Origin of the sequence: Streptomyces ferrugineus, from assembly GCF_015160855.1 — a bacterium.
Classification (GTDB): Bacteria; Actinomycetota; Actinomycetes; order Streptomycetales; family Streptomycetaceae; genus Streptomyces; species Streptomyces ferrugineus.
In genome coordinates this window covers 3,606,144-3,632,057 of record NZ_CP063373.1, presented here as the reverse complement: position 1 = coordinate 3,632,057, position 25,914 = coordinate 3,606,144, and the positions used below count along the sequence as shown (strand labels likewise).

Here is a 25,914-nt window from a genome sequence, read left to right as displayed (position 1 = left end):
TCTTCGTGCGTACGGCGGCGCAGGCCGGCGACCTCGTGGGGTGGTCGTACGGCAGCGCGCGGGTGTGCCGGATGGCGTCAGACGGCGTTGGTGGCGCGCAGCAGTCGCCATACGGCGGGGATGCGCGGCTTGCCCAGGAAGGCGATGTACTCCGGGAGGACCACGTGCGGGGCCCACTTCTCCTTGTACTCGAGCTGGGAGACGGCCGGGTAGATCGCCTTGCCGCGCTCGGCGAGCAGCCGGGCGAACCGGGCGAACATCCGGCTGTGGCCGGGTACTTCGTGTTCCTCGTCGAGTCCGGTGAACGGGGTGAAGCCGAAGTGCAGCCAGCCGGCGCCGTCGGCGACGAGGTGTTCCATGACGGTGGCGTTGAGCGCCTCCATCACGCCGGGCGGCGCGTCGGGCCGGCGCCGGCTGAGGTCGTGCAGCCAGCCGGGGCGGCTGCCGTAGACGGGTGAGTAGTTGATGTAGCCGACGGCTTCGCCCTCGATGCGGCCGACGAAGAGCCGACGGTGGTGTTGCAGCGGACCGGTGCGCTGGCCGACGAGGAATTGCAGTTCCTTGACGTGGCGGCCCTTGTCGCGCAGCCACGGCTCGTCCACCCGGTCCAGTTCGGCGCAGTCGTCGCCGGGCTGGACCTCGGCGACCTCGAGGCCCGCGCGGCGGGCCCGCGAGATCTTGTTCCGCAGCCGTACGAACCGTGAGCCGCGCAGCGTGAACCGGGCCAGGTCGACCGCGTACGACGCCCCGATCTGGTTGACCGTGAAGCCGTGGCCCGCGTACAACTCGGCGTCCTCACGCTGCAGTTGCACGGCGACCAGGCGTCGTCCGGCGTGGGCGACGAAGGAGTCGAGGAGCCGTTCCCGGTGTTCGGGCGCGGTGAACGGGCCGCCGAATTGCAGGACATGGCGTCCGGATCGGCGATAGGCGCACACGCCGTTCCACCGCTCGTCGCGGAAGTACTCGTTTCCGCTGTTCAGGGCGAGAAAGGAGCTGGGGTTGTCGCTGTGTTCGGTGAGTGTGTCAAGCACCGACGGCATGGGCGGTCTCCTCCCGGTCTCGCGACACTTCGGCGCCGGCGGCCCGGTATTGCCGCTCGAACGTGCGATAGGCGGGATGAGTTTCCGGTTCGAACGCGACACCGAAGGGTTTGAACGAGTTTCCGAAGAGGGCCCGGTCTCCCAGGAGGTGGATGGGCAGGGCGAGCAGGGCCCATTCCGGCCCGGCGAACAGGGCCCACGCCCCGGCCAGGACACCTGCCGTGACCAGGCTGTGCATCACGTTGTAGGCCACGTAGTAGCCGCGTGCGATGCGCCTGCCCGGGCTGCGCCGGTGGGCGATGGCGCCGGGGATGTAGCCGATGACGTCGATCACCGCGAAGAGCGCCACGAAGACGGCCCAGCGGATCTCGGAGAGGTGCTGAAAGGCGAGCACGAGCGAAACGACCAGAAGGGCCAGCCATTCCATTCGGGCGAATGCGAAGGTGGTCCTCGTCTCGAATCGGTTCTTGGCGTCCACGAGGCTCCAGGAATGCGCGTGCGATGCGGGAGGCGGCTTCGGCCGGCTCCTTCCCTGCGGGCTTTCATACCTGTTTACGCGCGAGTTGCCGCAACCCCTCGTAACGCGGGGGCGATTGGCGTGTTCGGCAGCCCAGGACGACGCCCGCGCCGACCAGGGCGCTGCCGACGGCCTGGGGGATGCCGTAGGAGCCGGTGCCGACGAGCGGCGCGGTGCAGGCGGCGGCGACGGGGATGAGCCCGGAGAACAGCGTGGCGCGCTCGGCGCCGAGCCGCTGCATGCCGATGTACCAGCACACGAACCCGATGACGGTCACGATCACCGCCTGCCACAGCAGGGCCGCGGTCTCGGTGGCGTCCGGCCGGCGCAGCCATGCGCCGCCGTCGAGCAGCGCCCCGGCCGCCGCGGACTCGACGGCCGCGATGCCGCACACGGTGGCGGACAGCAGCCGCGGGCCGAGCGGCCGCAGCACGGGCACGGCGAGCACCGCGAAGCCGACCTCGCCGGCCAGGGCGCACACCGAGAAGGCGATGCCGGTGCCGTCGGTGCGCCCCCAGCCCTGGACCGCGCAGGCGCCGAGCACGACGAGCCACGCCCCGCCCAGGACGGTGCGCCGGGGGCGACGCCGCTCCAGGAGGGGGACGAGGACGGCCACGACCACGGGCGCGCAGCCGACGAAGACGCCGGGGACGGCCGGTTCGGCGGTGCGTTCTGCGGCGATGACGGCCAGGTTGAAGCCGACCATGCCGACGGTCGCGAGCAGCGCGAGGCGGGCCCACTGGCGGGGCGCGAGGGCACGGAGGCGGGCCCGGGCGTCCGGCCCGACGATGGGCAGGAGCAGCAGGCAGGCCAGCCCGTAGCGGAGGAACTGGCCGCCCGCGTACGGGTAGTCGCCGAGCAGGCTGTTGGCGGTGAAGGAGCCTCCGACGAGGACACAGGCGAGCGCGGCGAGGAGGGCCCCGCGCGCGGTGGTGGCGTTCATGGCAGCGACGCTAGGCAGCGCGGCGGTCCGCATTAAGGTCCACTTTCATGACGTCATCGCGGACCAATCCGGACCCTCGGGTCGGCTCACCCGCCTGGGAGCTGCTGCTCCCCGCCGCGTCGGCGCCCGCACGCGCGCGTGGGCGTGCGCTGCAGGCGGCGTTGCGGGAGGCGGTGCGGTCGGGGCGGCTGGTGTCGGGGACGCGGCTGCCGTCGAGCCGGGATCTGGCGGCCGACCTCGGGGTGTCGCGCGGGCTGGTCACCGAGGCGTACGAGCAGCTCACGGCGGAGGGCTATCTGCGCAGCGGCCGGGGTGCCGGGACCTGGGTGGGCGATGCCGTACGGGCCGCCCGGCCACGCGCGCGTGACCTCGCGCCGCGCTCCACCGGCGCCCGGGCCGACTTCGTCGCCGGCACGCCGGACATGTCGCTGTTCCCGCGGGCCGCGTGGGCGGCCGCTCAGCGCGGGGTGCTGTCCGAGCTGCCGCACCACGAGCTGGGCTATCCCGATCCGCGCGGGCTGCCCCGGCTGCGCACGGCGCTGGCGGAGCTGCTCGCGCGCCGCCGGGGGGTGGTCGCGGATCCCGAGCGCATCGTGGTCGTCTCCGGGGTGTCGCAGGCGACGACGGTGCTGGGCTTCGTGCTGCACGCGCGCGGGCTGCGCGAAGTGGGTGTCGAGGACCCCGGGAGCCCGGGGCACGACGCCCTCTACGCCGCCGCCGGTGTCGCCACCGTGCCGCTGCCCATGGACGACGAGGGGCTCGCCGTCGGCCCGCTGCGGGAGTCGGGCGTACGGTCCGTCGTCACGACGCCAGCACACCAGTTCCCGACCGGCATCGCCTACTCCGCCCGGCGCCGCGGCGAGCTGCTCGACTGGGCGCGGTCCGTCGACGGGTTCGTCCTGGAGGACGACTACGACGGCGACTTCCGCTACGACCGCGCTCCCGTGGGCGCGCTCCAGGGGCTCGACCCGGAGCGCGTCGCCTATGCGGGGTCGGTCAGCAAGTCCCTCGCCCCGGGACTGCGGCTCGGCTGGCTGCTGGTGCCGGAGGCCCTGGCGGAGGACGTGGTGGAGCGCAAGCGGACCATGGATCTCGGTCATCCCACCCTGGATCAGGCGCTGTTCGCCCGGTTCGTGGAGCGCGGCGACTACGACCGCCAGCTGCGTCGCTGCCAGCGCGCGTACCGGGAGCGGCGCGACACCCTCGTCGCCGCTCTGGAGGAGCACTTTCCGGGCGCGGAGGTCACCGGGATCGCGGCGGGGCTGCACGTCATCGCCGCGCTGCCGGAGCGGTACGGGCCGCAGGAGCGGTTCCTCGCGCGCGTGGGCGCGGCCGGTGTGGCGGTGCGCCCGCTGACGCACTACGCACACGCGCGTACCGGGGACGACGAGCGGCCCGGCGTGCGGCTGGTGCTGGGGTACGCCCATCTGTCGCCGTCCCGGATCCGGGACGGCGTGCGGTTGATGGCCCGTGCGGCGGCACCGGGCGCGGGCTGACCGGGTCACTGTGACGCGCCGGTTCCCTCGCGGACGCGGTCAGTTGTTCACTTGTGGTTTCCGTGTGCGCTGCGGCGCACCAGTAGTTGTGGCACTGCACACTGGCCGGATCCCGCCCCTGGAGGCCTCCATGTCACATCGTCCGTTCCCGGGCCGCCGCAGCGTTCTGCGCGGCTCGCTCGCCGCGTCGGCGGCCCTGACCCTGCCCACGGCGCTCGGCTCGGCCCCGGCGTTCGCCCTGTCGGGGCGCCCCAAGGCGGGCTGGGGCGTGCAGACGGGGGACGTGACCTGCGACTCCGGGCTGGTGTGGGTGCGCTCGGACCGTCCGGCCCGGATGATCGTGGAGACCTCCGCGACCGAGTCGTTCCGCAACCCGCGCAGATGGCACGGCCCGCTGCTCGGCGCGGACACGGACTTCACCGGCACGACCCGGCTGCGCGGCCTGCCCTCCGGCGAGCAGATCCACTACCGGGTGCGGCTCGCCGACCCGGACGACCCGCGCCGCACCGGCGAGCCGGTCACCGGCACGTTCCGTACGGCGTCCGCGCGGCGGCGCGACGGGGTGCGGTTCGTGTGGTCGGGCGACCTCGCCGGGCAGGGCTGGGGCATCAACCCGGACTTCGGCGGCTACACGATCTACAACGCCATGGCCGCGCTGGACCCGGACTTCTTCCTGTGCAGCGGCGACAACGTCTACGCCGACGGCCCGATCGCGGCCTCCGTCGCCCTGCCCGACGGCAGCACCTGGCGGAACATCACCACCGAGGAGAAGTCCAAGGTCGCCGAGACGCTGACGGAGTTCCGCGGCAACTTCCGCTACAACCTGCTCGACGACAACCTCAAGCGGTTCAACGCCCAGGTCCCGTCCATCATCCAGTGGGACGACCACGAGGTGACCAACAACTGGTACCCCGGCGAGATCCTCGGCGACTCCCGCTACACGGAGAAGAGCGTCGACGTCCTGGCCGCGCGCGCCCGGCAGGCCTTCTCGGAGTACTTCCCCATCTCGACCCTGCGCCGCCCCGACGGCCGGGTCTACCGCGTGGTCAACCACGGTCCGCTGCTGGACGTGTTCGTGCTGGACATGCGCACCTACCGCAACGCCAACTCGGCGGACGACCAGACCACCGACGCGCAGGGCATCCTCGGCGCCGAGCAGCTGAACTGGCTCAAGCGTGAGCTGTCCCGGTCCCGGGCGGTGTGGAAGGTGATCGCCTCGGACATGCCGCTGGGACTGGTCGTGCCGGACACCGGGGACGGCAAGCCGAACATCGAGGCCGTCGCCCAGGGCGACCCGGGCGCCCCGCTCGGCCGTGAGCTCCAGATCGCCGAGCTGCTGCGGTTCGTCAAGCACCGCCGGATCACCGGCACGGTGTGGCTGACCGCCGACGTCCACTACACCTCCGCCCAGCACTACCAGCCGTCGCGGGCGGCCTTCACCGACTTCGAGCCGTTCTGGGAGTTCGTCTCCGGTCCGCTCAACGCGGGTGCCTTCCCGGCCAACACGCTCGACCACACCTTCGGCCCGGAGCGGGTGTTCGTGAAGGCGCCGACCACCGCGAACGTCTCCCCCGCCGGCGGCTACCAGTTCTTCGGCGAGGTCGACATCGACGGCCACAGCGGGGAGCTGACGGTACGGCTGCGCGAGCAGGACGGCACGGTCCTGTTCACCCAGGTGCTCCAGCCGGGACGGGTCGGCCAGTAGGTCCCGTACGCTCAGGGCAGTGCCGCGCACCCGAGTCATCCCCGGGTGCGCGGCACTGTCGCGTCGGAGCCGGTACCCGGCCAACTGGCCCGCTGTCGAGGCGTTTTCGCAGGTCAAGGCCGATTGTCAGTGGCCGCCTCTACGGTTTTTCCATGACGCGATCTTTGCAGGCCGTGGCCTATCGGCGACCCTCCGTGCTGGAGTCCGCAGCGGGCGGACAGCGGCTGGGGCTGGAGACTTCGAGGGGTGCGACGCCCTCGGGAGTGCGGGACCATCCGCGGTTCTTCGCGGGCTTTCTGACGTCTCCTCAGGTAGCCTCGGCGGCACTGCTCGCGGTGGCCGACGTGGCGGCCGCCCGGTACTACCAGCGGCAGCTGCGCGCCTCGCTGGATCCGGTGGTGACGGGCAACGGCGACCGGCTGCGCTTCGAGTCGTTCTCCGGCTGCTGCGGGGTGTACGCCCGGCTGGACGTAATGGAGGCGGGCCTGGACGGCGGCGAGGTGGGGCACGGCACGACGAACGTCGACGTCAACAACCCGCTGCGCGAGGCGCTGTCCAGGATCGGCTCGGACGATCCGCTCCATATGCGGGTGGGTCCCGAGGAGTTGGCCGTGACCACGCTGGACGGTCCGGTCGTGGAGAAGAAGGTGCCGCTTCCGGACCGCTGGCTGCGGGGCTTCGCGGAGGCGCAGGTGACAGCGGCCGGGTTCGATCTGCGGGCCGAGCTGCCGGCCGCCGAGGCGGTGCGGTTCCTGCGGGCGCTGCCGCGCGCCGGGACCCGGGGCGGCCCGCGGTGGGTGGTGCCGTCGGGGAGCGGGCTGCGGCCGACCACGCGCGCGGTGCCCGGCGCGGTGTGTCTGCCGGGCCCGGAGCGGCTGGTCGCGCTGCAGCGGGTGCTGCGTCATGCCACGGCCCTGCGGGTGTACGGTCCCGCGGTCACCGGCGGTGCGGCCGGCACGGCGAGCGCGTGGGAGGCGGTCCTGCCGGGCATGCGGCTGACGCTGACCCTGTCGCCCGACGCCTCGCGCGGCTTCTCCGGTGAGGGCGGCGTCCTCGACGCGCTCGCGACCGACGAGGCCGCCGAGGACGCGGAGCTGATCGCGGTGCTCCTCGCGTGGGAACCCCGTGTCGACGTCGCCGACCTGGCCGCGGCCTCGGGGCTCACGTCCGAGCGCGTACGCGCGGCCCTGGTCCGCCTGGGCACGTCGGGGCGGGTCGGCTACGACACGGCGGAGGCGGCCTACTTCCACCGTGAGCTGCCGTACGACGCCGAGCGCGCCGAGCGCCACAACCCTCGGCTGCGCTCGGCCCGGGCCCTGGTGGCGGCGGGCGCGGTCGCGCTGGACGGCGCGGTCGGCACGGTGACGGCCGAGGACGGGCATGTGCACCGGGTGCGCGACGAGTCGGGGGTGCTGAGCTGCAGCTGTCTGTGGTGGGCGAAGTACCGGGGCGGGCGCGGGCCGTGCAAGCACGCGCTGGCGGTGCGGATGGTGCGGCGCGGTGTCGCCGCCGCGGGAGGGGACATGGCAGTGGTCGAGGGGGATGCGCGATGAGTTCACTGATGGACGCGGTGCGGGCGGGGCGGACGGCCGAGGTGGTGAGTCTGCTGGACGGGATGACGGATATCGAACGGCGGTCGTCCTTCCCGGAGTTGAAGGCGCTGCGCAAGGAGCTGAGGGCGGATCAGTGGACCGCCGAGGCCCGCCAGGCCTATCCGGCCCTGCATGCGGCGGGGGCCGCGTGCCAGACCGGTGCGGCCGGGGTGGCGAGCTGGCTCGCCGCCGCCGACATGCGCTGGTGGCCGGCGTCTCCGGGCGTGCTGATCGACGTCCTGGGTGACCGGGCCCCGGCCTGGCTCGGCGATGTGGCGCACCGGATCGCGCGGCGGCCGCCGACCGCGCAGGTGCCGTATGAGCTGATGGCGGGCCTGGTGCGGCTCTCCGGCTGTGAGGTGCCGACGACGGAGGCCTACGTCCATGGCTGGGTGGACCACATCGGTCACGTCTGGCAGCGCGGCGACACGGTCATGGCCCGGCTGCGCAAGGACCCGCACCTCACGCAGCTCGCCGCCGCGCTCTTCGAGACGAACGACATCGGCAGCCGGCTGGCGTGGACCGCCACCGAGGGTCCCGACAGCTGGACCGAGGCGTTCGCCCGGCTCACGGCCGAGGGCGCCCTGGATCGCGAGGCGACGGTCGGTGCCTGTCTGGCCCGGCTGCTGCGGGGCGGTCCGACGGCCGACCACCGGGTGTTCCTGCGCATGCTCCGGGCGCTCGGCCTCACCCACGACGAGGAGCGGGCGCACACGGCCGACTGGCTGGCGCTGGCCGCCGACGCCGCCTCCGTCGTGGCCGCGCACGCGCAGTCGGTGCTGGCGTCGCTGGCCCTGGACGGCGAACTGACCTCGCATCAGCTCGTCGAGATGTCCGGCGCGGTCCTGTTCCGCGCCGAGAAGAAGCTCGTGCGCGCCCAGCTGGTCCTGCTGGGCAAGGTGATCGCCCGCGACCCGTCCACCGCCGAGGAGCTGCTGCCGGCCGCCGCGCAGGCCTTCGGGCACGAGGACTCGGAGGTGCAGGAGCGGGCGCTGAAGCTGGTGGAGCGGCATGTCCGCAAGGTCACCGCCGCCGAGGTGCTGGAGGAACTCGTCGCGGCCGCCGACCAGTTGATCCCGGCGCTTCGCAGGCGGGCGGCCCAGAGTCTGGGGGTGTCCCCCGCCGCGTCGGATCCGGAGCCTTACGAGGAGGTCCTGCCGCCCGCGCCCGAGCCGGTGCGTGTGGCGCCCGCGCCCGAGTCGGCGACGGAACTGGCCGAAGAGGTCGGGGCTCTGCTCGCGTCCGGTGGTGACGTGGCGGCGTTCGAGCGGGCTCTGGACGGACTCGTCCGGCACGCATGCCTGGACCGGGAGGCGCTGCTGGAGGCGCTTGGGCCCGTCGTCGCGCAGCGCTGGTGGGACGACGCGAATCCGCAGTACGGGTACAGCACGGACGACTACTTCACCAGACACCACGGTCTGATCAGCCCGGCGCACGGTCTGGAGCTGCTGCTGGCGACACTGCGCGGGAAGGTGCTCACCAGCACGCTCCACAACGCCCTGCAACGCGGCACCGTCACCGGCGACTGCGGTCACAGCCCGCTCACCCGGGCCTTCGAGGCCCGCATATGGGAGGTGGCGTACCGCATCCGCACCGAGCCGCTGCCGTTCCTGCTGTCCACGCCCACCTGGGGCACGGGGCTGCTGGAGCCGGACGAGCTGGTGGCACGGCTCGGCACGTACCGGCGCCTCCAGGCACGGGTGGCGGCGGCCGACTTCGCGCAGGCGCTGCTGCGGGTGCGGCGCGGTGAGCGTGCGGTGGCCGAGGCGGCCGCGGGGCGCGCGGCGGCGCTGGGCACGGTGGAGGGGACGCGTCTCGCCCAGTGGCTGGCCGCCGACGGTCCCGCCGTGCCGGAGTACCGGCGGCGGACATCGGGGAACCGCATACTCGTCGAGTCCGGGGAGATGGCCGAGCTGCAGGGTGACTTCCCGCCCGGCTTCCGCCCGTTGGGGCAGTCCGTGAGCGTCTTCCGGGATCGCTGGCGCTGCTACCACTGGAGCGACGGCATACGTCCGCACTGGCTCGCGGTCCTGCCCGAGCAGCGCGAACTGGTGGCGGTCAGGATGCTGCGCGAGGTTTCGGCGACCGCCGTCGACGACAGCCGGGGCGACGCGGCGATCCTGCCCCAGCTCGCCGAATCGGGTGGCGAGGCGGGGGAGGCGGTGCACCTGTGCGTGGCGTACGGACTGGGCGCGCGGCACCCGGAGGATCGGCTCGCCGCAGTGGACGCCCTGCTGGTGCTGGCGGCGCGCGGGCAGTTGGACGCGGGCCGACTGGGCGCGGATCTGGGGCAGTTGGTGCGACGTGGTGCCGTGAAGCCGTCGCGGCTGGTGGATTCGGTGCGGACGGCGGCGGCCACGGGGGCACACGGCACCGTCTGGGGAGTGCTCCGGCACGCCCTGCCCATCCTGCTCGCGGACCTCGCGACCGGGGAGAGGGCCGCTCCCGCTCGGGGGCTCGCGGATCTCCTGGCCGTCGCCGCGGAGTGCGCCGAACGCACGGGGGCACACGAGGAGCTGCCGCACCTGGCGGGGACGGCGGAGCGCCGTGGCTCGTCACGGCTCGTGGCGCAGGCCCGGCGACTGCACAGCGCGCTGGCCGAGGGGGTGGCCGCCTGAGGGGACACGGCGCCGTCCCGGTCGTCCGGTCGCACACAGTTGAAGAAGTTACAAACCAGGCATAAGGGTTCTTTACTCCGCGGTCACAATGCGTTCGTGATCACGCAACACCGTTCCTTCACAGTGGATGCATGAGTCGAGACATGTCTGATGTGACGCGTGCGAAGCACGGACGTCCGGTACACCACTGGCGGCGCAACGTCGTCGAACTCGCCGCGCTCCTGACGGCGGTGGCCGTGGCCGACCCGGTGGCGGACCTGATCGGGTACGGACCCCAGGGACCGGCACTGCTGCTGACCGCGGCGGCCTTGCTGGTGGCGATGACGGGATTCCACGCATGGAGGTCACGCCGCCACGGTCACGCACCTCCGACGGGCGATACCGGTGCCCGGCCGCGCCCCGAGGAGCAGGCCGGGCCCTCGGACCGCACGCGGGTGACGGAGACGCCCGCGACGGTGCCCGGGGAAGGTGCGCTGTGGCGGATGCGGACGACGGTGCAGGACGAGCCGGGGTCGCTGGCCGCGCTGTGCACGGCGCTGGCCGGACTGCGGGTCGACATCCTGAGCCTGCAGACGCATCCGCTGGCCGAGGGCACGGTGGACGAGTTCCTGCTGCGGGCGCCGGGCGGGCTGGCGGCGACCGAGATCGCCCATGCCGTCGCGCAGGCCGGCGGTGACGGCACCTGGATCGAGCGCGCCGACGCCCACGACCTGGTGGACGCGCCGACCCGGGTGCTGGGCCTGGCCACCCGCACCGCCCTGGACGCGGCGGAACTGCCGCTGGCGCTGCGGCAGTTGCTGGGCCGGTGCACCATCCGCTCGCTGCCCGCGGTGGGCGGCCGGGGGCCGGTGCCGGTGGAAGGGGCCCTCGAGGACACCGTGATGCGGCTGCGGGCGCCGGAAGGTGGCGTGATCACTGTGGAGCGGCCGTATCTGCCGTTCACGCCGACCGAGTTCGCGCGGGCCAGGGCGCTGGTGGAGCTGGACGCCCGGCTCGGCCCGCGCGTGCCGCGCGGCCAGGACGTGCTGACGCTGCCCCAGGGCAACGACATCACCGTGCGCCGGGCGGACACCGGTGACCTCCAGGCCGCGAAGGAGATGCACGAGCGGTGCTCGGCGCGGACGCTCGCGATGCGGTACCACGGGCCGATCGGTGACGCGGACCGCTATCTGAACCACCTGCTCAGCCCGCGCTTCGGCCGCACCCTCGCCGTGCGGACCGCGTCGGGGCGCATCGTCGGGCTCGGCCATCTGCTGTGGGACGGTGACGAGACCGAGGTCGCGCTGCTGGTCGAGGACACCTGGCAGCGGCACGGCATCGGCGCGGAGCTGCTCCGCAGGCTGGTGGGGATGGCGGTGGACGCCGGCTGCGAGAGTGTGTACGCGGTGACGCAGGCGTCGAACACCGGGATGGTGGCCGCGATGCGGGGGCTGGGGCTCCCCCTCGACTATCAGATCGAGGAGGGGACCCTGGTCATCACGGCTCGTCTGGATACGTCGTCGCTGGAGGAGCCGGTTGCTGAACGGCTGTCTGGCGCGGGTGAATTGGGGATGGCCTGAGCGCCGTAGGGGCTATGGCCGACTGGCGGCTGCGGGTGCGCTGTGGCTGGTCGCGCAGTTCCCCGCGCCCCTGCCGGGGCGCTGCAGCGCCCGGTCGAGATCGGCCCACAGGTCCTCTACGTCCTCCAAGCCCACCGACAGCCGCAGCAGCCGGTCGCTGACCCCCGCGCCCCGTCTGTCGTCCGCGTCCACGATGCGGTGGCTGATGGACGCCGGGTGCTGGATGAGGGTGTCGACGCTGCCGAGGCTAACGGCGGGGGTGATCAGGCGGACGCCGGCGATGACCTCGTGCGGGTCGCCCTCGACCTCGAAGGCGATCATGGCGCCGCCGATGCGCGGATAGTGGACCCGGGTCACACGCGGGTCGGCGGCGAGGCGGCGGGCGAGTTCGGCGGCGTTCGCCGAGGCGGCCCGCACCCGGACGGGGAGGGTCGAAAGGCCCCGCAGCAGCAGATAGCCGGCCAGCGGATGCAGCACCCCGCCCGTGGCGAACCGCACCTGCCGCAGCCGCCCGGCGAACTCCTCGTCGCAGGCCACCACGCCCGCCATCACGTCCCCGTGCCCGCCGAGGTACTTGGTGGCGCTGTGCAGCACCAGCCGTGCCCCCTGCTCGGCGGGGCGCTGCAGGACGGGCGTGGCGAAGGTGTTGTCCGCGAGCAGCGGCACCGAGCCGCAGGCGTGGGCCACGGCGCGCAGATCGAGTTCGGCGAGGGTCGGGTTCGCCGGGGACTCCACCATCACCAGGCCGGTGTCCGCACGCAGCGCCTCCGCGATCCCGGCCGGGTCGGTCCAGGTCACCTCCGAGCCCAGCAGTCCGGCGGTGAGCAGATGGTCGCTGCAGCCGTACAGCGGACGTACGGCGACGACGTGGCGCAGGCCCATCGAGGCCCGTACGAGCAGGACCGCGCTCAGCGCGGCCATGCCGCTGGCGAAGGCGACCGCGGCCTCGGTGCCCTCCAGGCGGGCGAGGGCGGTCTCGAAGCGGGCGACGGTCGGGTTGCCCAGGCGGCCGTAGACGGGCGGGCCGTCCGGCTCGGCGCCGGTGGTGGCGAAGGCGTCGATGCGGGCGGCCTCGCCCCGGCTGTCGTAGGACGGGTAGGTCGTCGACAGGTCGATCGGCGGGGCGTGCAGACCCTGCCGGGCGAGGTCGTCGCGGCCGGCGTGCACGGCCTCGGTGGCGAGTGCTCTGGGTGCTGTGTGGCGTACGGCGTCGTACGCGTCCGTCTCCAGGGGCGTGTCCATGGCCGAAGAGTGAACACCGACCGGGCTCCAGTGGGGATACTCCGTGCTACGTTCGGCACATGGCCGATTCTGTCGTACTGGACACGGTGGATCTCCAGCTGTTGGGACTTCTGCAGAACGACGCCCGGACCACCTACCGGGACCTCGCCGCGCAGGTCGGGGTCGCGCCCTCGACCTGCCTCGACCGGGTGACCCGGCTGCGCCGCTCGGGGGTGATCCTCGGCCACCGGCTCCAGCTCGATCCGGCGAAGCTCGGGCGGGGTCTGCAGGCGCTGCTGTTGGTACAGGTCAGGCCGCACCGAAGGGAGCTGGTGGGGCCCTTCGTGGAACGGATCCGGGCCCTGTCGGAGGCGTTGACCGTCTTCCACCTCACCGGTCCCGACGACTATCTCGTCCACGTCGCGGTGGCCGACATGGCCGATCTGCAACGGCTGGTCCTGGACGAGTTCACCGCCCGCCGCGAGGTCGCCCGGGTGGAAACCCGGTTGATCTTCCAGCAGTGGGAGTGCGGGCCGCTGCTGCCGCCTTCGCCCTCAGCTCAATCCGAGTGACGGACGGTGTCCCCTCGTACGAGGATGGACCGCATGTCTGAGACCAAGAGCCCGCTTCCCCGTGAGGTCGCCGACGCCTATGTCGACGAGCTCATCGCCCTCGACCCGATCACCGGTACGTACCTCGGCGTGCAGGAGAGCGCGAGCAAGCTCCCCGATCTCTCACCCGCGGGCCAGGAGGCGCTCGCGCGGCTCCAGCGGGCCACGCTCGCACGGCTCGACGAGGCCGAGCGCCGACCCGGCGCGGACAGCGACATCGAGCGCCGGTGCGGGCGCCTGCTGCGCGAGCGGCTGACCGCGGAACTCGCCGTGCACGACGCCGACGAGGGCCTGCGCTCGGTCGGCAACATGGCGACGCCCGCCCACTCGGTGCGCGAGGTCTTCACGGTCACCCCGAACCAGACCGACGAGGACTGGGCGGCGATCGCCGAGCGGCTGCGCGGGGTGCCGGCCGCGTACGCGGGCTACCGCGAGTCCCTCGCGCTCGGCCTGGAGCGCAAGCTGTACGCGGCGCCGCGCCCGACCGCCACCTTCGTCGAGCAGCTCACCGAGTGGGCCGACACGGGCGAGGGGCGCGGCTGGTTCGAGGACTTCGCCTCGGCCGGTCCCGAGGCGCTGCGCGCGGAGCTGGACGAGGCCGCCCGTGCGGCGACGGCCGCCGTGGTGGAGCTGCGGGACTGGATGCGCGACGTGTACGCCCCGGCGGTGGAGGGCGCGCCGAACACGGTGGGCCGTGAGCGCTACGCCCGCTGGGCCCGGTACTTCAACGGCATCGACCTCGACCTGGACGAGGCGTACGCGTACGGCTGGGCCGAGTACCACCGACTCCTCGGGGAGATGAAGAAGGAGGCCGAGAGGATCCTGCCGGGCGCCGCGACCCCGTGGGTGGCGCTGGCGCACCTCGACGAGCACGGCCGTCACATCGAGGGCGTCGACGAGGTCCGCGACTGGCTCCAGGGCCTGATGGACGAGGCGATCGAGAAGCTGGACGGCACCCACTTCGAACTCGCCGAGCCGGTGCGGAAGGTGGAGTCGTGCATCGCCCCGCCCGGCGGTGCGGCGGCGCCGTACTACACGGCACCCTCGGAGGACTTCTCGCGGCCGGGCCGCACCTGGCTGCCCACGATGGGGCAGACCCGGTTCCCGGTCTACGACCTGGTCTCGACCTGGTACCACGAAGGCGTGCCGGGCCATCACCTCCAGCTCGCGCAGTGGACGTACGTCGCCGGGAACCTCTCCCGCTACCAGGCCACCATCGGCGGGGTCAGCGCCAACGCCGAGGGCTGGGCGCTGTACGCGGAGCGGCTCATGGACGAGCTGGGCTTCCTGACCGACCCGGAGCACCGGCTCGGCTATCTCGACGCGCAGATGATGCGGGCGGCCCGGGTCATCGTGGACATCGGCATGCACCTGGAGCTGGAGATCCCGGCCGACTCCCCCTTCCACCCGGGCGAGCGCTGGACTCCGGAGCTGGCCCAGGAGTTCTTCGGCTCGCACAGCAGCCGTCCGGCGGACTTCGTGGAGAGCGAGCTGACCCGGTATCTGACGATTCCGGGCCAGGCGATCGGCTACAAGCTCGGCGAGCGGGCGTGGCTGCAGGGCCGCGAGAAGGCGCGCGAGCGGCACGGCGACGCCTTCGACCTCAAGGCGTGGCACATGGCGGCCCTGTCCCAGGGTTCCCTGGGCCTGGACGACCTGGTGGACGAGCTGGCCGCGCTGTGATCAACGCCGGAACCCGCCCTCGGAGTTGATGACCTCACCGGTGATCCAGCCCGCCTCGTCCGTCGCCAGCCAGGCGATGAGGCGGGCGGGGTCGTCGGGCATGCCCCACCGGCCGGCGGGGAAGCGGGCCGCCACGGCCTCGTACGCCTCGCCGGTCAGGTAGTCCGTGTCCACGGGGCCGGGGTTGACGGTGTTCACCGTGATGCCCTGTTCGATGAGCGTCGTCGACAGGGAGCGGGTGATCGAGGCGAGAGCGCCCTTCTGGAGGGCGTAGGCGATCTCGCCGGGCATGCCGCCGGCGATGTCCTGGCCGGAGGTCATCATCACGACGCGTCCGCCGGGCCCGGCCGGCCTCAGCCGGGCATGGGCCTGGACGAGCAGCAGCACCGCACGGGTGTCGACGGCCCAGTGCGTGTCGAGCATCGCGGCGTCGATCTCGTCGAGGGTGCCGTCGGAGCCGCTGACCGCATGGTTGGCGATCAGGATGTCGAGCCGTCCGCCGAGTGCCGAGGCGGCCGTGGCGACCAGCTCGGCGGGCGCGGCAGGGTCGGAGAGGTCGCCGGGGCCCGCGAGGACCTGGGCAGCGGGGTCGCCGAGCGCCTCCCGCACGGAGGCGGCGACCTCCTCGGGCCGGTCGGCGCCCCAGGGCATGGCGGCGTCGTGCGGCACATGGTGGTGCAGATAGACACTCGCCCCGTACGCCGCGAGCCGCCGGGCCACGGCATGACCGATGCCGGCGCGTCTGCTCGCCCCGGTGACCAGGGCGGTCCGGCCGCGCAGGGGCAGCGGGTCGCGGCGCAGGGCGTCGGGGGCGGGGTGCTGGAACCGAGGCATGGCAGACCATGATGCGGAACGTCCGGGCCCGACGCACCTGGTTATCCGAGGGGACGGGCCGCGACCGTGCGGCCCCCCGAGTCAGTGCGGCAGCCGACGGAGCTGGACGAGCCCCAGCCAGGTCTCGGGGCCGGGCTGCGCCTGGGCGGCGCGGACCGCGTACGGCCCCGGCTCCAGGGCCACCCGCAGATGCTCGGTCCGCTCCGTCTCCGGTCCGGGCCAGGCCGAGTCGAACAGCACGACCGTGCCCGGCACCGTCCAGCGCACCTCGTGCCCCCAGTCCGCGGTGGCGAGCGCGGCCGGGACCCGGGCCAGCAGTTCCGCCTCGGAATCGGCCGCGCACCACCGTACGAAGGTGCCGTGGTCGGGCAGATAGGAGGTCGAGGCGGGCTCGTCACCGAAGACCAGCGCCGCGCTGTCGCCCACGGGCAGCAGTCCGACGAATCCGTCGACCTCGCAGGCGCGGTCGTAGTCCGAGGCCGTCTCGTCACCGTCGGCGCCCGCCCAGAACGGCAGCACCGTCTCCGGTACGGCTATCAGGGGGCCGCCGCCCGACTCGATCCACTCCACCGCGCCCGGCTCCGCGTATCTCACCATGGCAGCAGAACCTACACGCACGGCGGCCACACCAGCGCCCCGTGTTCAACCCGGGCCTCAGCAGCCGCAGTTCTCCGCGTCGACCGGCGCGGTCAGCGGATCGGCGGGGCGCCGCTCGCGCCCCTCCCAGGTCTCGTACTCGAAGCCCTCGCGCGCCCAGTACTCGAAGCCGCCGAGCATCTCCTTGACCTGGTAGCCGAGTTCGGCGAGGGCGAGGGCGGCGCGGGTCGCGCCGTTGCAGCCGGGGCCCCAGCAGTACGTCACCACGGGCACGGACCGGTCGAGGAGTTGCCCGGCCTGTTCGGGGACGAGGGCGGTGGGCAGGTGGATCGCGCCCGGGATGTGGCCCCGGTCCCAGGACTCGGTGGAACGGGAGTCCACGACGACGAACCCCGGATCGCCCCCGGCCGCGAGCGCGGCGGCGACGTCGGACACGTCGGCGTGAAAGGCGAGGCTCGCCCGGAAGTGGGCGGCGGCCTCGGCGGGCGGGGCGGGCGCGACGCGCAGGACGGGATGGGCGGGATGGGCGGGATGGGCGGTGACCGCGGCGGAGGCGGTGGCGGAGGCGGCGGCATGTGTCATGCCCACAAAATTACGGTCGCCGCTCCACTCCCTGAAGGGACGTTCCCCGGCTCTCCCCTTGATCCGCCGGGGATTCCCCTGCTATCCCTCGCCCATGACCACGTTTTCCCCGGACGCCACCGACTGGCGCATTCTCGACGTCCTCCAGCGCGAGGGCCGCGCCAGCTTCGCCGAGCTGGCACGTGCCGTGTCCATGTCCGCGAGCGCGGTCACGGAGCGGGTGCGGCGGCTGGAGGAGGCCGGCGTCATCCAGGGGTACGCCGCCGTGGTGGACCCCGAGCGACTCGGACTCCCGATCCTGGCGTTCGTCCGCCTGCGCTACCCCAACGGCAACTACAAGCCCTTCCATGACCTGGTCGCTGCCACACCGGAGATCCTGGAGGCCCACCACGTCACGGGCGACGACTGCTTCGTGATCAAGGTCACGGCCCGCTCGATGCGGCACCTGGAGGAGGTCTCCGGCAAGATCGGCACACTGGGCTCGGTGACGACGAGCGTGGTCTACTCGTCACCGCTGCCGAGGCGCCCGCTGGGTCAGTGACGTCGCTGCGGCAGCGGCGACCCCGACCCGCCCTTGGGCAGTTCCACGGTGATGCGGATCCCGCCGGCGGGGCGCGGGGTGAGGGTGAGCGTTCCGTCGTGTGCCTGGGTGATGGTCTTGACGATGGCCAGCCCGAGGCCGACGCCCGCGTGGTCGGTGTGGATGCGTTCGGTGCCGCGCTGGAACGGTTCGGTGAGGGTCGACGCCAGCCGCGTGCTGAGCTTCTCACCGGTGTTCTCGACGGTGAGCACCACGGTCCTGGGCCGGACGCCGGTGCGGACCCACACGGTGCCCTGTTCGGGCAGGTTGTGGACGATCGCGTTGTGCACGAGGTTCGTGGTGAGCTGAAGCAGGAGCGTCTGCGATCCGATCGTGGGAGCGAAGTCGCCGCTGGTCTCGATGGTGACGCCGTGCTTCTCCGCGAGGGGCAGGAGTGTCTCGGTGGCTTCTTCCGCCATGAGGGACAGGTCGACGTGTTCTCGGGGGAAGGATCGCTGGTCGGCGCGGCTGATCAGGAGCAGCGCTTCGGTGAGGTCGATCGCCCGGGTGTTGACGGCGTACAGGCGCTGGATGAGTTCGCCGGTGTCCTGGTTCGGATCGGTGCGGGCCACGTCGAGAAGCGTCTTCGAGACCGCCAGCGGGGTGCGCAGCTCGTGCGAGGCGTTGGCCGCGAATCTGCGCTGCTCGGCGACGTGCGCTTCAAGCCGTGTGAGCATCGTGTCGAAGGCGTCGGCGAGTTCCCGGAACTCGTCCTTGCGGCCCGGAAGGCGGATGCGGTGGGAGAGCGATCCGTCCGTGGCCGTGCGGGTGGCGTCCGTGATCCGGGTCAGGGGGGCGAGCATACGGCCGGCGAGGATCCATCCTCCCAACAGGCCGAACACCAGCAGGAACACCAGTACCGCGGCCGCCGTCGGGGCGAAGCCGCGCAGGAAGAGGGTGCCGGGAGTTGCTTTCACCGCCCCCGCCGCATTGGTCTGCCACCACCCCTGTCGCAGGAGGAACGCTCCCACGGCGACGAGCAGCAGGGCACCGGCGAGCATGAGGAATCCGGCATAGCTGAGGGTGAGCTTGAGGCGGACGCTCGGCCCAGGCGCCCTATCCACGGTCTCCGCCCTCGTCTCCGCCCTTGTCTCCGGCCTCGTCTCCGGCCTCTGGCTGCGTGTCGATGCGGTACCCGACACCGGGCACGGTGGCGATGATCCAGGGTTCGCCGAGCCGCTTGCGCAGGGCCGAGACGGTGATGCGCACGGCGTTGGTGAACGGGTCGGCGTTCGCGTCCCACGCCCGCTCCAGCAGCTCTTCGGCGCTGACGACACCGCCTTCGGCGGCGACGAGGACTTCGAGTACGGCGAACTGCTTCCTGGTCAGCGCCACGTAGCGGCCGTCCCGGTAGACCTCTCTGCGGAACGGGTCGAGCCGCAGTCCTGCGATCTCTCGCACGGGAGGCCTGCTGTGGGCGCGTCTGCGGTCGAGTGCTCTGAGCCGGAGCGCGAGTTCCTGGAGTTCGAAGGGTTTCGTGAGGTAGTCGTCGGCGCCCAGTCCGAACCCCGAGGCCTTGTCGTCGAGACGGTCGGCCGCGGTGAGCATGAGGATCGGCAAGCCGCTGCCGGAGGCGACGATGCGTTTGGCGACCTCGTCACCGGACGGACCGGGGATGTCGCGGTCGAGGACGGCGATGTCGTAGGTGTTGATGCCGAGCAGTTCCAGAGCGGTGTCGCCGTCACCTGCGATATCGGCTGCGATCGCCTCCAGACGCAGGCCGTCGCGGATGGCCTCCGCCATATAGGGCTCGTCCTCGACAATCAACACACGCATGCCCTCGATGCTACGAGTCGGCGCATATCGTCGACGTATCGAAAACCGCATACGCGACGGCAACACCACGCTGCCTTGACTGGCGGCATGCGTCGAATACACCGGCTCCTTGCCGTCGGCCTGGTCGTCGTCACGGCATCGATCACCTCAGTCCTCGCCTATCAGCTCCTGAAATCCTCGTCCTCCCTGCCCTTATCGACCGCGTCACCCTTGAATTCCCTTCACCGAGAGCCCCGCGAGGCGCCGCCCGGAGAGTCCGGCGGTGTCGTCCCCGACGGCGTGACGGTCTTCGATGACGAGACTCCGGCCGTGGCCAACCTCGATCCGGCTTTGCTCCTCCGCGAGGCGGTCTCCCAGTACGGGTCCGAGGACGAGGCCGCCCGATGGGTGGCCACCGCGCAGACGTCCCCTCACGTCTCGGGCGACGCGGTCGACCTCGGGCACTCCGATGCGACGGCATGGCTGTACGAGCTACGCCCCGAAGCGATCGATCACGGCTGCCCGCGTATGTATGCCGACCCCACCCAGGACCCGAGGACGCAACAGTGACCGACCGTGCGCGAGGACAGACGATGGTGCAGGTCGACACGGCGAAGCAGACCGGCCAGGAGGGTGCCGGCCGCCGAGACACCGGCGCCGCTCCCTGGCGCGCGGGCATCCGCCGGGCGATCCTGATCTGCTCCCGGCCGGGGCCCTGGAAGCGCGGCCTGGTGCTCGCGGCGCTGGCGTTGCTGCTCGGCCTGCTCCTGCTGCTGCACGGGCAGATCACGAACCGCGGGGGCCTCGGCAGTCTCGTCGAGACCTTCCTGCCGTGGTTCGGCGTGTTCATCCCGGTGCTGCTGGCCGGGGCGCTGTGGCGCCGCTCCGCCTCCGCGGTGGCCGCGCTGCTGCTACCGGTCGTGGTGTGGCTGAGCCTCTTCGGCGGGCTGCTCGGCGACAAGTCCCACCCCGGCAGCGACCTCACCGTCGCCACCCACAACGTCGGCGCCGAGAACCCCGACCCGGTCGGCACCGCCCGCGACCTCGCCGCGTCCGGTGCGGACGTGCTGGCTCTGGTGGAGCTGGCCTCGCAGGCCCGGGGCACGTACGAGAAGGAGCTGGCGCAGGCGTATCCGTACCACACGGTGCTCGGCACGGTCGGGCTGTGGAGCAAGCTGCCGCTGTCGGACACCCGGCCGGTCGACATCGACACGGACTACGGACCGCTGGCGGACACCAAGCCGGCCGACGTCAAGCTGGCCTATGCCCGGGCCCTGCGCGCCACGGTGGCCACGGACCAGGGCCCGCTTGCGGTGTATGTGGCCCACCTGGGATCCGTGCGCGTCTTCCCCAGGCAAGGCTTCTGGACCGACAGCCGCGACCGCGGCGCGGAGCCGCTCGCGGAGGCCGTCGCCGCCGAGCAGAACAAGCGGGTGGTGCTGCTCGGCGACCTGAACGGCACCATGGACGACCGCGCGTTCGCCGACATCACCTCCCAGCTGCGCTCGGCCCAGGAGGTGGCCGGGGACGGCTTCGGCTTCACCTGGCCGGCGCGGTTCCCGGTGGCGCGGATCGACCAGATCCTGGTCAGGGGTGTGGAGCCGAAGAGCTCGTGGGTGCTGCCGGCCACGGGCAGCGATCACCTGCCGGTGGCGGCCGGGATCAGTTGGTGATTGTGCGAGCTTCAGCCAGCACCCCATGACCACGGCCCCGGTGCTCGGGGGACCGATCGTCACGGTCGGATCCCCATCCGGTCCCGCACGATGCCGAACAGACCATTCTGTGGTGCAGTCAGCTCATGGCCTCACCGCCCCAGGACGACCAGAACGCCCCGGCGCCTCCGCAGGTCCGCGAACGCCCTTCCCGGCTGACCGACATCGTGGTCGCCCTGCTGTTCCTGATCGCGGACGCGGTCATCGTCGTCGTCGCCGCGATGGTGCTCTTCATGGTCGGCATGGGCACACAGGCGCCGCACCCCTCCGCGGCCGCGCACTCCCGCGACGTCCCCGTCCCGGTGTGGCTCGTCATCTGGGGCATGCCGACCGTGGCGGCGACCAGCGCGGTCGTGCACGCCCGTCTGAGGATGCCGGTCACCACCGTCATACAGGCCTTGTTCACTCTCGCCTGCACGATCCTGGCCGTGATAGGGACGCGGATACTGCTGTCGTGACCGCGCACAACTCAGGATCGCGAAATCAGCGGGAGGCGGAGACGTTCACGAGCCTCCCCCGTCCCGCTGCCGCAGCACCGACCCCGACCTGCCCTTCACCACCTCCAACTGCGCGTGGATCCGCCGTCGCAGGTCGGCGACATGGCTGACGATCCCGACGCTGCGGTCGCGTTCACGCAGGGAGTCGAGGACGTCGAGGACCTCGTCGAGGGTCTGGTCGTCGAGGCTGCCGAAGCCCTCGTCGATGAAGAGGGTGTCGAGGCGGACGCCGCCGGCTTCGTCGGTGACGACGTCGGCGAGGCCGAGGGCGAGGGCAAGGGAGGCGAAGAAGGTCTCACCGCCCGACAGTGTGGCCGTGTCCCGTTCGCGGCCGGTCCAGGCGTCGACGACGTGCAGCCCGAGGCCGCTGCGGCCGCGGCCGGTGCGGTCGTCGGAGTGAACGAGGGTATAGCGGCCGGAGGACATGCGTTGCAGTCGTACGGTCGCGGCGGCGGCGACCTGTTCCAGGCGGGCCGCCAGGACGTATGACTCCAGGCGCATCTTGCGTTCGTTGTCCGCCGAGGTGCCCGCGGCGAGGCCGGCCAGGCGGGCGACGCGGTCGTACTCGGTGCGCAGCGGGGCGAGTTGGCGCACCGCGGTGCCCACGCGCGCGGACAGGCGGTCGAGTTCGGCGCAGCGGCGGGCGGCGGCGTCGCGCGCAGAGGCGGCGTCGCGGGTCCGCTGGGCCGCGGTGGAGGCGGTGCGCTCCGCGACGCCGAGGTCGGCGGGCGGCTGCTCGGCGGCGGCCGCGGTGTCGGCCTCGGCGAGGACGGCGCGTACGGCGGCCTCCTCCGACTGCCAGGCGTCCAGGCGCCGTTGTAGATCGCGGTGGGCGGCGTCGTCGAGGAGCGCGGCCGCCGCGGCCTGCGGGGTGTCGAAGCCGGCGCGGAAGGCGGCGTCGGCGAGGCGGGCGTCGGCGTCCTTGAGCCGCTGGGCGGTGTCCTCGGCGGCGCGCGCCGTGTCGGCGGCGTCGGTGAGCAGCGCGACCCGGCGCTCCAGCTGCGCGGCCCGCGCGGCCACGCTGTCGGCGGTGCCCCGGGCCTGCTCCAACTCGGTTTCCAGGGCGGTCTTCTCGCGGTCCAGCCGCTCGCGGTGCCCGACCCGGGCGGCGGCCCGCACCTCCGCCTGCTGATGCGCGGCGGTGCGCCGCTCGTGTTCCGCCTCGGCCCGCCGCAGTTCCTCGTGGGCGGAGTGCAGCGCGGTGGCGTCCCCGCGGGCCTGCGCGTACCGCCGCTCCAACTCCTCGACTGTCTCCGTGAGTCGACTTGTCGGCATGTCGCCGGCCTCGGCGGTGGCCGCGGCGAGGGCTTCCCTTACGACGCCCAGACGCTGTTCGGCCTCGGCGTGCCGTTCCTCCGCCTGCTGGTAGGCGGCCAGTGCCCGTTCCTCCGCCGCCCGGTCGACGTGGCCGACGTCCTTGCGGGCGGGTGCGGGGTGGTCGACGGCGCCGCAGACGGCGCAGGGTTCGTCGTCCTTGAGCTGCGCGGCGAGTTCGGCGGCGATGCCGTTCAGGCGCTGTTCCTTGATGTCCAGCCAGTGCGCCTTGGCCTTCAGCGCCCGGTCCTGGGCCTCGGAGGCCTGTTGGGCGGCCGCGTCGGTGTCGCCGGCGAGCTGGTCGCGCATCCGTGCGGCGGCCAGCCGCTGCCGGGCCGGCTCACGCTGCACGGCGAGCTGTTCGGCACGGTTCGCGGCGTCCTGCGCGGACTCGATACGGGCCTGGAGCCCCGCCCGGGTCTCCTCCCATCCGGCCAGCCAGGCCCGCGCCTCCAGTCGGACGTCGTCGTCCGCACGCTCCTGGCGGTCCAACTCCTCGCGCTCCGCGACGAGTTCGGCCAGCCGTCGCTCCCCGCGACGGGCCGACTCCAGCCCGCCCAGTTCCTCGGCGACGCGACGCGCGGCGGCGGCGAGCCCGGCGGCACCGGATTCGGTGAGCGCGCCATGCGGCCGCGGCTCGGACTCGGTCGGCTCAATGCCGAGAATGTCACCGGCCCCGTGGCCCTGCGCCTCTCCCCCGCCAAAGGCGCCCCGCAGCAGCGCACGCGCACGGTCCTCCGCCAGGGCCGCACGCCGGTGCTCGGCCTCGGCGGCCTCCCGCAGCTCCAGGGCCGGTGCCACGGCCTCGGCCTTGCGCCCCCGCTCCATGCGTGCCTGCGCGTCCCGATGGGCGCCGGCCCGCTCCTCCAGCATGCGAGCCCGCTCCCGCGCCTCGGCGAACCTCTGTTGCAGCCGGGCCAGTTCGCGTACGTCGGTCAGCGCCCGCTCGGCGCCGGCCTGGGCGGACTCGGCGGCCAGGAGGCGGCAGTGGGCGATCGTCAGCTGCTCGCGGGCGGTGCTGCGGGCGATGGCCGCGGCGCCCAGGATGGCGTCGGCCAGGCCCGGCTCGCCCGGTGCGAGCTCGGGCAGTGGCATGGCGTCCCCCGCCGCCTGCTGCATGCGGTGCGCGTCGGCCAGCAGGGCGGCGTCGCCGTCGCGCACCTGGGACTCGGCCGCCCGGCGCCGCTCGGCGAGGCGCTTTTCGACCTCGGCGAAGCGGTGGGTGTCGAACAGGCGGCCGAGCAGCTTGCCGCGGGCCTCGGCGTCGGCGCGCAGGAAGCGGGCGAAGTCGCCCTGGGGCAGCAGCACGACCTGGCAGAACTGCTCGCGGCTCATGCCGAGGAGCTGGGTGATCTCCTCGCCGATCTCCTGGTGCGAGCGGCTGAGGTCCTTCCAGGTCCGGGCCTGCGCGTCGTATTCCCGCAGCCAGCTCTGGGCCTTGTCGAGCGTCGTTCCCGAGCCGCGCTTCTTCGGGCGCTCCCAGGGCGGCTGCCGGGTGACCTCCAACCGGCGTCCGGCGACGGTCAGTTCGAGGCGGACCTCGGTGCGGGTGCCGGTCGCGGCGTGGTCGCTGCGCAGGGCCATGCCCTGGCCGCTCTGCCGGGCGCCCGGTACGGAGCCGTAGAGGGCGTAGCACACGGCGTCCAGGACGGACGTCTTGCCGGCGCCGGTCGGTCCGTGCAGCAGGAACAGGCCGGCCAGGGACAGCGCGTCGAAGTCGACGCTCTGGGTGCCGCCGAACGGCCCGAACGCCGTCACGTCGAGGCGATGCAGCCTCACCGCGCCACCTCCCGCACGGCCTCGTCCGCCCGCACCGCGTCGAACGCGTCCCGCAGCACGCCCCGCTCGTGCTCGTCGGGCCCGGCCCCGCGCACATGCGCCACGAAGTCCTCCGCGATCTGCTGGTCGCCGCGGCCCGCGAGCCGCTGCGCATAGGACACATCGGGGTCGTCCGGCGCGCGCTCGGGGTCGAAGACGAGGCTGAGGGTGTGCGGGAAGCGCTCGGCGAGGCGCGCCATGGGGTCCGCGGGGCGCACGGCGTCGGTGAGCGTCGCCTCGAGCCACGCCTCCTCGTGCCGGGTGAGCCCGGGGTCGGCGAGCAGTTCCTCCAGCGTCCCGCGGATCCGGGCCAGCGCGCGCGGCGCCGGGCAGTCGACCCGTTCGGCCGTGACCGCGCCGTCGGCGTCCAGGTCGACGAGCCACATGCTCTTGCGGTGGTCGGCCTCCGAGAAGGAGTACGCCAGGGGCGAGCCCGAGTAGCGGACGCGCTCGGTGATGGTCTGGCAGCCGTGCAGATGGCCCAGCGCCGCGTAGTCGACGCCGTCGAAGACCCCGGCGGGCACCGCGGCCACCCCGCCGACGGTGATGTCGCGCTCGCTGTCGCTGGCCTCGCCGCCGGTGACGAAGGCGTGCGCGAGGACGACGGACCGCGTGCCGGGCGGCCGCGTGGCGAGGTCGGCGCGCACCCGCTCCATGGCCGCGGCCAGCACGGCCTCGTGCCCGGGCTTGTCGACCCCGAACTCGTCCTTCACCAGGGCGGGTTCGAGATAGGGCAGACCGTAGAAGGCCACGTCGCCGAAGTCGTCCTGGAGCACGACCGGTGTGCCGCACGCCGAAGGCTCGGTCCGCAGATGGACGCCCGCACGGCCGATCAGGCCCGCGCCGACGCCGAGCCGGCGCGCGGAGTCATGGTTGCCGGAGATCATCACCGTCGGCACCCCGAGGTCGGCGAGCCGGTGCAGGGCGTCGTCGAACAGTTCGACCGCGGCGAGCGGCGGCACCGCCCGGTCGTACACGTCCCCCGACACGACCACCGCGTCCGCGCCGCGCTCGCGCACGGTCGTGACGAGGTGGCCGATGAACTCGGCCTGGGCCCCGAGCATGTTCACCCGGTGGAACGCCCGGCCGAGATGCCAGTCGGAAGTGTGCAGAAATCTCATGAAATCGCTCTGCCCTGCACGTTTGTCCCCACACCCCTACTGCGTCGCCAAGACCAGCACGAACCAGCACAGGGCTCGCCGTCAACACCCGCCACGCTAACGCATGTCGTCCCCTGCTC

22 protein-coding genes are annotated in these 25,914 nt (G+C 72.9%); 11 read left to right on the top strand and 11 right to left on the bottom strand.

What is annotated here, in order from left to right:
- Positions 1-77 precede the first annotated feature (77 nt).
- From IM697_RS16585 to IM697_RS16575, 3 genes are all read right to left on the bottom strand, one after another.
- Complete coding sequence (locus IM697_RS16585) at positions 78-1,040, bottom strand: bifunctional lysylphosphatidylglycerol flippase/synthetase MprF (protein WP_194048457.1); 963 nt, start codon at positions 1,038-1,040, stop codon at positions 78-80.
- Entirely contained in the window at positions 1,024-1,518 is a 495-nt protein-coding gene (locus tag IM697_RS16580; protein WP_194048456.1) for a hypothetical protein, read from the bottom strand. The genes IM697_RS16585 and IM697_RS16580 overlap by 17 nt, the downstream gene beginning before the upstream one ends.
- A gap of 64 nt (positions 1,519-1,582) precedes the next feature.
- Positions 1,583-2,500, bottom strand: a complete 918-nt coding sequence (locus tag IM697_RS16575; protein ID WP_194048455.1) for a DMT family transporter — start codon at positions 2,498-2,500, stop codon at positions 1,583-1,585.
- A 47-nt stretch (positions 2,501-2,547) separates the two neighbouring features.
- Between IM697_RS16575 and pdxR the strand changes: the two genes are divergently transcribed.
- From pdxR to IM697_RS16550, 5 genes are all read left to right on the top strand, one after another.
- On the top strand, positions 2,548-3,996 hold the full coding sequence (pdxR, locus tag IM697_RS16570; RefSeq protein WP_194048454.1) for a MocR-like pyridoxine biosynthesis transcription factor PdxR: 1,449 nt from the start codon (positions 2,548-2,550) through the stop codon (positions 3,994-3,996).
- A gap of 130 nt (positions 3,997-4,126) precedes the next feature.
- Positions 4,127-5,701, top strand: a complete 1,575-nt coding sequence (locus IM697_RS16565) for an alkaline phosphatase D family protein (protein WP_194048453.1) — start codon at positions 4,127-4,129, stop codon at positions 5,699-5,701.
- Between the two features lie 152 nt (positions 5,702-5,853).
- Complete coding sequence (locus IM697_RS16560; protein ID WP_194048452.1) at positions 5,854-7,254, top strand: SWIM zinc finger family protein; 1,401 nt, start codon at positions 5,854-5,856, stop codon at positions 7,252-7,254.
- Positions 7,251-9,911, top strand: a complete 2,661-nt coding sequence (locus IM697_RS16555; protein ID WP_194048451.1) for a DUF7825 domain-containing protein — start codon at positions 7,251-7,253, stop codon at positions 9,909-9,911. Before IM697_RS16560 ends, IM697_RS16555 begins: the two co-directional genes overlap by 4 nt.
- A gap of 143 nt (positions 9,912-10,054) precedes the next feature.
- Positions 10,055-11,470, top strand: a complete 1,416-nt coding sequence (locus IM697_RS16550) for a GNAT family N-acetyltransferase (RefSeq protein WP_228044700.1) — start codon at positions 10,055-10,057, stop codon at positions 11,468-11,470.
- A gap of 12 nt (positions 11,471-11,482) precedes the next feature.
- Here the strand turns inward: IM697_RS16550 and IM697_RS16545 are convergent, their stop codons facing one another.
- Entirely contained in the window at positions 11,483-12,712 is a 1,230-nt protein-coding gene (locus IM697_RS16545; RefSeq protein WP_194048449.1) for a trans-sulfuration enzyme family protein, read from the bottom strand.
- Between the two features lie 59 nt (positions 12,713-12,771).
- On the opposite strand from IM697_RS16545, the gene IM697_RS16540 reads away from it, so the two are divergent.
- Positions 12,772-13,263, top strand: a complete 492-nt coding sequence (locus tag IM697_RS16540) for an Lrp/AsnC family transcriptional regulator (RefSeq protein WP_194048448.1) — start codon at positions 12,772-12,774, stop codon at positions 13,261-13,263.
- A gap of 33 nt (positions 13,264-13,296) precedes the next feature.
- A complete protein-coding gene (locus tag IM697_RS16535) occupies positions 13,297-14,985 on the top strand; it encodes a DUF885 domain-containing protein (protein ID WP_194048447.1) in 1,689 nt (562 codons plus the stop codon).
- Here the strand turns inward: IM697_RS16535 and IM697_RS16530 are convergent, their stop codons facing one another.
- The 3 genes from IM697_RS16530 to IM697_RS16520 all read right to left on the bottom strand — a co-directional run bounded on the left by IM697_RS16530 (position 14,986) and on the right by IM697_RS16520 (position 16,998).
- A complete protein-coding gene (locus tag IM697_RS16530) occupies positions 14,986-15,819 on the bottom strand; it encodes an SDR family oxidoreductase (protein WP_194048446.1) in 834 nt (277 codons plus the stop codon).
- An 81-nt stretch (positions 15,820-15,900) separates the two neighbouring features.
- Positions 15,901-16,416 (bottom strand): immunity 21 family protein, encoded by a 516-nt coding sequence (locus IM697_RS16525; protein ID WP_194048445.1) that lies wholly within the window; start codon positions 16,414-16,416, stop codon positions 15,901-15,903.
- Positions 16,417-16,473: 57 nt separating this feature from the next.
- Positions 16,474-16,998, bottom strand: coding sequence for a rhodanese-like domain-containing protein (locus IM697_RS16520; protein WP_194048444.1), 525 nt, complete (start codon positions 16,996-16,998; stop codon positions 16,474-16,476).
- Between the two features lie 94 nt (positions 16,999-17,092).
- On the opposite strand from IM697_RS16520, the gene IM697_RS16515 reads away from it, so the two are divergent.
- The gene (locus IM697_RS16515; protein ID WP_194048443.1) at positions 17,093-17,539 is read left to right on the top strand and encodes an Lrp/AsnC family transcriptional regulator; all 447 of its coding nucleotides are present in this window, start codon (positions 17,093-17,095) and stop codon (positions 17,537-17,539) included.
- Here IM697_RS16515 and IM697_RS16510 read toward each other — a convergent pair.
- Together IM697_RS16510 and IM697_RS16505 are read right to left on the bottom strand one after the other, a co-directional pair.
- Complete coding sequence (locus tag IM697_RS16510) at positions 17,533-18,642, bottom strand: sensor histidine kinase (RefSeq protein ID WP_194048442.1); 1,110 nt, start codon at positions 18,640-18,642, stop codon at positions 17,533-17,535. The genes IM697_RS16515 and IM697_RS16510 overlap by 7 nt on opposite strands.
- Complete coding sequence (locus IM697_RS16505; protein WP_194048441.1) at positions 18,635-19,354, bottom strand: response regulator transcription factor; 720 nt, start codon at positions 19,352-19,354, stop codon at positions 18,635-18,637. Before IM697_RS16505 ends, IM697_RS16510 begins: the two co-directional genes overlap by 8 nt.
- A gap of 87 nt (positions 19,355-19,441) precedes the next feature.
- Here IM697_RS16505 and IM697_RS16500 point away from each other — a divergent pair, with 87 nt between their 5' ends.
- From IM697_RS16500 to IM697_RS16490, 3 genes are all read left to right on the top strand, one after another.
- Positions 19,442-19,903: a M15 family metallopeptidase domain-containing protein gene (locus IM697_RS16500; protein WP_194049736.1), complete on the top strand. Its 462-nt coding sequence runs from the start codon at positions 19,442-19,444 to the stop codon at positions 19,901-19,903.
- Between the two features lie 23 nt (positions 19,904-19,926).
- Positions 19,927-21,006: an endonuclease/exonuclease/phosphatase family protein gene (locus IM697_RS16495; protein WP_194048440.1), complete on the top strand. Its 1,080-nt coding sequence runs from the start codon at positions 19,927-19,929 to the stop codon at positions 21,004-21,006.
- A gap of 125 nt (positions 21,007-21,131) precedes the next feature.
- Positions 21,132-21,503 carry a hypothetical protein gene (locus IM697_RS16490; protein ID WP_194048439.1) on the top strand — a complete coding sequence of 124 codons (372 nt, stop codon included), beginning with the start codon at positions 21,132-21,134 and terminating at the stop codon, positions 21,501-21,503.
- Positions 21,504-21,548: 45 nt separating this feature from the next.
- Here the strand turns inward: IM697_RS16490 and IM697_RS16485 are convergent, their stop codons facing one another.
- Together IM697_RS16485 and IM697_RS16480 are read right to left on the bottom strand one after the other, a co-directional pair.
- The gene (locus tag IM697_RS16485) at positions 21,549-24,635 is read right to left on the bottom strand and encodes an AAA family ATPase (protein ID WP_194048438.1); all 3,087 of its coding nucleotides are present in this window, start codon (positions 24,633-24,635) and stop codon (positions 21,549-21,551) included.
- Positions 24,632-25,795: an exonuclease SbcCD subunit D gene (locus tag IM697_RS16480; protein WP_194048437.1), complete on the bottom strand. Its 1,164-nt coding sequence runs from the start codon at positions 25,793-25,795 to the stop codon at positions 24,632-24,634. Before IM697_RS16480 ends, IM697_RS16485 begins: the two co-directional genes overlap by 4 nt.
- Positions 25,796-25,914: the final 119 nt, after the last annotated feature.

Bases quoted from the DNA above. Each gene is read 5' to 3' on its own strand.
- IM697_RS16495 (WP_194048440.1), top strand. From the start codon at position 19,927: ATGGTGCAGGTCGACACGGCGAAGCAGACCGGCCAGGAGGGTGCCGGC.
- IM697_RS16500 (WP_194049736.1), top strand. From the start codon at position 19,442: ATGCGTCGAATACACCGGCTCCTTGCCGTCGGCCTGGTCGTCGTCACG.
- IM697_RS16545 (WP_194048449.1), bottom strand. From the start codon at position 12,712: ATGGACACGCCCCTGGAGACGGACGCGTACGACGCCGTACGCCACACA.
- IM697_RS16550 (WP_228044700.1), top strand. From the start codon at position 10,055: ATGTCTGATGTGACGCGTGCGAAGCACGGACGTCCGGTACACCACTGG.
- IM697_RS16515 (WP_194048443.1), top strand. From the start codon at position 17,093: ATGACCACGTTTTCCCCGGACGCCACCGACTGGCGCATTCTCGACGTC.
- IM697_RS16585 (WP_194048457.1), bottom strand. From the start codon at position 1,040: ATGCCGTCGGTGCTTGACACACTCACCGAACACAGCGACAACCCCAGC.
- IM697_RS16565 (WP_194048453.1), top strand. From the start codon at position 4,127: ATGTCACATCGTCCGTTCCCGGGCCGCCGCAGCGTTCTGCGCGGCTCG.
- IM697_RS16540 (WP_194048448.1), top strand. From the start codon at position 12,772: ATGGCCGATTCTGTCGTACTGGACACGGTGGATCTCCAGCTGTTGGGA.
- IM697_RS16555 (WP_194048451.1), top strand. From the start codon at position 7,251: ATGAGTTCACTGATGGACGCGGTGCGGGCGGGGCGGACGGCCGAGGTG.
- IM697_RS16560 (WP_194048452.1), top strand. From the start codon at position 5,854: ATGACGCGATCTTTGCAGGCCGTGGCCTATCGGCGACCCTCCGTGCTG.
- IM697_RS16575 (WP_194048455.1), bottom strand. From the start codon at position 2,500: ATGAACGCCACCACCGCGCGCGGGGCCCTCCTCGCCGCGCTCGCCTGT.
- IM697_RS16530 (WP_194048446.1), bottom strand. From the start codon at position 15,819: ATGCCTCGGTTCCAGCACCCCGCCCCCGACGCCCTGCGCCGCGACCCG.
- IM697_RS16525 (WP_194048445.1), bottom strand. From the start codon at position 16,416: ATGGTGAGATACGCGGAGCCGGGCGCGGTGGAGTGGATCGAGTCGGGC.
- pdxR (WP_194048454.1), top strand. From the start codon at position 2,548: ATGACGTCATCGCGGACCAATCCGGACCCTCGGGTCGGCTCACCCGCC.
- IM697_RS16490 (WP_194048439.1), top strand. From the start codon at position 21,132: ATGGCCTCACCGCCCCAGGACGACCAGAACGCCCCGGCGCCTCCGCAG.
- IM697_RS16505 (WP_194048441.1), bottom strand. From the start codon at position 19,354: ATGCGTGTGTTGATTGTCGAGGACGAGCCCTATATGGCGGAGGCCATC.
- IM697_RS16520 (WP_194048444.1), bottom strand. From the start codon at position 16,998: ATGACACATGCCGCCGCCTCCGCCACCGCCTCCGCCGCGGTCACCGCC.
- IM697_RS16480 (WP_194048437.1), bottom strand. From the start codon at position 25,795: ATGAGATTTCTGCACACTTCCGACTGGCATCTCGGCCGGGCGTTCCAC.
- IM697_RS16535 (WP_194048447.1), top strand. From the start codon at position 13,297: ATGTCTGAGACCAAGAGCCCGCTTCCCCGTGAGGTCGCCGACGCCTAT.